The sequence below is a fragment of the Corynebacterium antarcticum genome (assembly GCF_016595285.2).
Classification (GTDB): domain Bacteria; phylum Actinomycetota; class Actinomycetes; order Mycobacteriales; family Mycobacteriaceae; genus Corynebacterium; species Corynebacterium antarcticum.
The window spans coordinates 1-5,645 of record NZ_JAENIP020000006.1 but is presented as its reverse complement, the minus strand read 5'-3'; the positions used below and the strand labels follow the sequence as shown (position 1 = coordinate 5,645).

At 55.4% G+C, this 5,645-nt stretch carries 3 rRNA genes; all 3 read right to left on the bottom strand.

The features are described 5' to 3' along the window. Positions 1-13: 13 nt before the first annotated feature. Positions 14-130 (bottom strand): 5S ribosomal RNA (rrf, locus tag JIM95_RS11275). 105 nt (positions 131-235) lie between these two features. Then, positions 236-3,334, bottom strand: a 23S ribosomal RNA gene (locus tag JIM95_RS11270). A gap of 387 nt (positions 3,335-3,721) precedes the next feature. Then, positions 3,722-5,242, bottom strand: a 16S ribosomal RNA gene (locus tag JIM95_RS11265). The 16S, 23S and 5S rRNA genes sit together here, the layout of an rRNA operon. Positions 5,243-5,645: the final 403 nt, after the last annotated feature.

Below are 5,645 nucleotides of genomic sequence, written 5' to 3'. Positions count from 1 at the left end.
TGTGAAGTTGTAGTGTCGGCGGTGTCCTACTCTCCCACACGCTCCCGCATGCAGTACCATCGGCGCTGGTGGGCTTAGCTTCCGGGTTCGGAATGGGACCGGGCGTTTCCCCACCGCTAAAACCACCGACACATCTCAAAAAGGTGTCACACACACAAAATATGTGTGCTGGTGTTGGTGCCAGACACTGGCTAGTGGACGCGAGCAACGAAAACCTGATGTTTCATACGCATGTGTTGTTTTGTTTCGGTGTATTAGTACCGGTCACCTCCACACATTACTGTGCTTCCAGATCCGGCCTATCAACCCCATGGTCTATGGGGAACCTCAAACGAAACCTTATCTTGAAACGGGCTTCCCGCTTAGATGCTTTCAGCGGTTATCCCTTCCGTACGTAGCCAACCAGCCATGCCACGGGCGTGACAACTGGCACACTAGAGGTACGTCCGTCCCGGTCCTCTCGTACTAGGGACAGCCTTTCTCAAGTTTCAACGCGCGCGGCGGATAGAGACCGAACTGTCTCACGACGTTCTAAACCCAGCTCGCGTGCCGCTTTAATGGGCGAACAGCCCAACCCTTGGGACCTACTCCAGCCCCAGGATGCGACGAGCCGACATCGAGGTGCCAAACCATCCCGTCGATATGGACTCTTGGGGAAGATCAGCCTGTTATCCCCGGGGTACCTTTTATCCGTTGAGCGACACCGCTTCCACAAGCCGGTGCCGGATCACTAGTCCCTACTTTCGTACCTGCTCGACCTGTCAGTCTCACAGTCAAGCTCCCTTGTGCACTTACACTCAACACCTGATTGCCAACCAGGCTGAGGGAACCTTTGGGCGCCTCCGTTACTCTTTGGGAGGCAACCGCCCCAGTTAAACTACCCACCAGGCACTGTCCCTGGCCCGGATCACGGGCCGAGGTTAACAGATACCCAATTCGATCAGAGTGGTATTTCAACAACGACTCACACACAACTGGCGTCGCATGATCACAGTCTCCCACCTATCCTACACAAACCGAACCGAGCATCAATACCAAGCTATAGTGAAGGTCCCGGGGTCTTTTCGTCCTGCCGCGCGTAACGAGCATCTTTACTCGTACTGCAATTTCGCCGGGCCTGTGGTTGAGACAGCAGGGAAGTCGTTACGCCATTCGTGCAGGTCGGAACTTACCCGACAAGGAATTTCGCTACCTTAGGATGGTTATAGTTACCACCGCCGTTTACTGGGGCTTAAATTCTCCGCTTCGACCCACAAGTGGGTCTAACAGGTCCTCTTAACCTTCCAGCACCGGGCAGGCGTCAGTCCGTATACATCGACTTATCGTCTTCGCACGGACCTGTGTTTTTAGTAAACAGTCGCTTCCCTCTATTCTCTGCGGCCACGACACGCCAACCAGCCGCAAGGACCGGTGACCCGTCATGGCCCCCCTTCTCCCGAAGTTACGGGGGCATTTTGCCGAGTTCCTTAACCACAGTTCACCCGATCGCCTTAGTATTTTCTACCTGACCACCTGTGTCGGTTTGGGGTACGGGCCGCACACACACATCGCTAGAGGCTTTTCTCGACAGCACAGGATCATCGACATCCCCAATAAAGGGTACGCATCACGCCTCACCCATGTAACGGGGAACGGATTTACCTATCCCCCGGGCTGCACGCTTACACCACAATCCAATAAGTGGCTCGACTACCAATCTGTGTCACCCCATCGCTTGGCTACTACCAGATCAGGTCCCACGCATCCACGAAACACCACAATCAAAGAAAGTGGCGAAACGCTTCTGGGCGGTTAGTATCACTGATTCACCATGGGCGCATGTGCACGGGTACGGGAATATCAACCCGTTGTCCATCGACTACGCCTGTCGGCCTCGCCTTAGGTCCCGACTCACCCTGGGAAGATTAGCTTGACCCAGGAACCCTTGGTCATCCGGCGGATGAGTTTCTCACTCATCATTCGCTACTCATGCCTGCATTCTCACTCGCGCACAGTCCACCACACGGTCACCCGGCAGCTTCAATCCATGCACGACGCTCCCCTACCCAACAACACCCAAAAGGTGTCGCTGCCGCGGCTTCGGCGGTGTACTTGAGCCCCACTACATTGTCGGCGCAGAACCACTCGACCAGTGAGCTATTACGCACTCTTTCAAGGATGGCTGCTTCTAAGCCAACCTCCTGGTTGTCTTCGCGATCCCACATCCTTTTCCACTTAGTACACGCTTAGGGGCCTTAGCCGGCGATCTGGGCTGTTTCCCTCTCGACTACGAAGCTTATCCCCCGCAGTCTCACTGCCACGCTTACACTTGACCGGCATTCGGAGTTTGGCTGATGTCGCTAAGATTGTAGTCCCGCTAAACCAACCAGTAGCTCTACCTCCGGCAAGAAACACGCAACGCTGCACCTAAATGCATTTCGGGGAGAACCAGCTATCACGGAGTTTGATTGGCCTTTCACCCCTACCCACAACTCATCCCCTCAGTTTTCAACCTAAGTGGGTTCGCGCCTCCACGACGTCTTACCGTCGCTTCACACTGGCCATGGGTAGATCACCCCGCTTCGGGTCCAGGACATGCCACTAAAACACCCTAGTTAGGATTCGCTTTCGCTACGGCTACCCCACGAACGGGTTAACCTCGCGACATGCCGCTGACTCGCAGGCTCATTCTTCAAAAGGCACGCCATCACCCCCCGAAGGAGGCTCTGACGGATTGTAGGCACACGGGTTCAGGTACTATTTCACTCCCCTCCCGGGGTACTTTTCACCATTCCCTCACGGTACTATTCCGCTATCGGTCACACTGAGTATTCAGGCTTACCGGGTGGTCCCGGCTGATTCACAGCAGATTCCACGAGCCCGCTGCTACTCGGGGTATCGACGACACTGACAGGCTGGGTGTTTTCACGTACCGGACTCTCACCGTCTACGGCGGGCCATTCCAAACCACTTCCGCTAACACACAGACACTCACCAGGCGCGGCCGGCAGACCACACAACGCCATCGCCCCACAACACCGCACACGCAACCCCTGCCGGGTATCACACGCATACGGTTTAGCCAATAATCCACGTTCGTTCGCCACTACTAGCAGAATCACTGTTGTTTTCTCTTCCTGCGGGTACTGAGATGTTTCACTTCCCCGCGTTACCCCCACACCGACTATTTTCTTCACCGGCGGGTGACCGCCCACAACGACGGCCGGGTTTCCCCATTCGGACATCCTCGGATCAACGCTCGGTTGACAGCTCCCCGAGGCTTAACGCAGCCTCCCACGTCCTTCATCGGCTCAGTATGCCAAGGCATCCACCGTGTGCCCTTACAAACAAAACACACAAAACACTAAGAACGACCATCAATGGTCACATTCTCGACGAAACAAAAAATAAAGATACTCGCGTCCACTATCCAGTTCTGACAACAACACCAACCACGAACCCCAACCAACCCCAAAAAGGCCGGCAGGCCACATGGCCGCAACACCGGGAACATAATGTCCCAGACACCCGACAGTGCACCAACGAAATTTTTCTGATTACCTCAAAGTCTCCGACGACACATCCAGCATCGCGTATCGGCGTGTCTCCACCCGATTAATAATGTCCGGCCGGCGTGCGGAACACTCGTCCGCCACAAACCAACCGTCACCACCCACAAGCCCCACCACCAACCGGCGGCACGGGCCAACAGTGCAGGAGATGATAAAGAAAAGCTCCTTAGAAAGGAGGTGATCCAGCCGCACCTTCCGGTACGGCTACCTTGTTACGACTTCGTCCCAATCGCCGATCCCACCTTCGACAGCTCCCCCCACAAGGGTTGGGCCACTGGCTTCGGGTGTTACCAACTTTCATGACGTGACGGGCGGTGTGTACAAGGCCCGGGAACGTATTCACCGCAGCGTTGCTGATCTGCGATTACTAGCGACTCCGACTTCATGGGGTCGAGTTGCAGACCCCAATCCGAACTGAGACCGGCTTTCAGGGATTAGCTCCACCTCACGGTATCGCAACCCACTGTACCGACCATTGTAGCATGTGTGAAGCCCTGGACATAAGGGGCATGATGATTTGACGTCATCCCCACCTTCCTCCGAGTTGACCCCGGCAGTCTCTCATGAGTCCCCACCATAACGTGCTGGCAACATAAGACAAGGGTTGCGCTCGTTGCGGGACTTAACCCAACATCTCACGACACGAGCTGACGACAACCATGCACCACCTGCATGCAGGCCACAAGGGAAGACACATCTCTGCGCCGATCCTGCACATGTCAAGCCCAGGTAAGGTTCTTCGCGTTGCATCGAATTAATCCACATGCTCCGCCGCTTGTGCGGGCCCCCGTCAATTCCTTTGAGTTTTAGCCTTGCGGCCGTACTCCCCAGGCGGGGCGCTTAATGCGTTAGCTACGGCACGGACCCCGTGGAAGGGACCCACACCTAGCGCCCACCGTTTACGGCATGGACTACCAGGGTATCTAATCCTGTTTGCTCCCCATGCTTTCGCTCCTCAGCGTCAGTTACTGCCCAGAGACCTGCCTTCGCCATCGGTGTTCCTCCTGATATCTGCGCATTTCACCGCTACACCAGGAATTCCAGTCTCCCCTACAGCACTCAAGTTATGCCCGTATCGCCTGCACGCCCGGAGTTGAGCCCCGGGATTTCACAGACGACGCGACAAACCACCTACGAGCTCTTTACGCCCAGTAATTCCGGACAACGCTCGCACCCTACGTATTACCGCGGCTGCTGGCACGTAGTTAGCCGGTGCTTCTTATATCACTACCGTCACTCTCGCTTCGTCGTGATCGAAAGAGGTTTACAACCCGAAGGCCGTCATCCCCCACGCGGCGTCGCTGCATCAGGCTTTCGCCCATTGTGCAATATTCCCCACTGCTGCCTCCCGTAGGAGTCTGGGCCGTGTCTCAGTCCCAATGTGGCCGTACACCCTCTCAGGCCGGCTACCCGTCGACGCCTTGGTAGGCCATTACCCCACCAACAAGCTGATAGGCCGCGGGCTCATCCTGCACCGGAAAAACCTTTCCACCACACCCACTAACGATGCGGTCCTATCCGGTATTAGACCCAGTTTCCCAGGCTTATCCCGAAGTGCAGGGCAGATCACCCACGTGTTACTCACCCGTTCGCCACTAATCCACGGTGCAAGCACCGCTTCATCGTTCGACTTGCATGTGTTAAGCACGCCGCCAGCGTTCGTCCTGAGCCAGGATCAAACTCTCCATAAAAGCTTTTAAGCAATAAGAAAAGCCCAAAACCTGACAAAACAAACAACCAGCAACACCACCCGACCCAAAGACCGGGCAATGTCAAAAATGATTGTCCAAAAAAACAAAAAGCAGATGAAACATCCGCCAAGTGGCACGCGTCATTCGACGAGGAAAAACAAACGCACCACAAAACATCCGTCCCAACCACCACAGTCAACAACCACCACAAACACCCACACACAGTGAGCGCCCGACAGCGGTCGATTAAGGAAGCGACTTACACTCCCCGGCACACGCCACGACCATGGATGATCCGGAAACGAATCAAAAAAACAATCCAACCAACAGACACAACCACCCAAAAGCGGTCCCACCTGCCGGCAAGATACATTGGCACACTATCGAGTTCTCAAACATCACG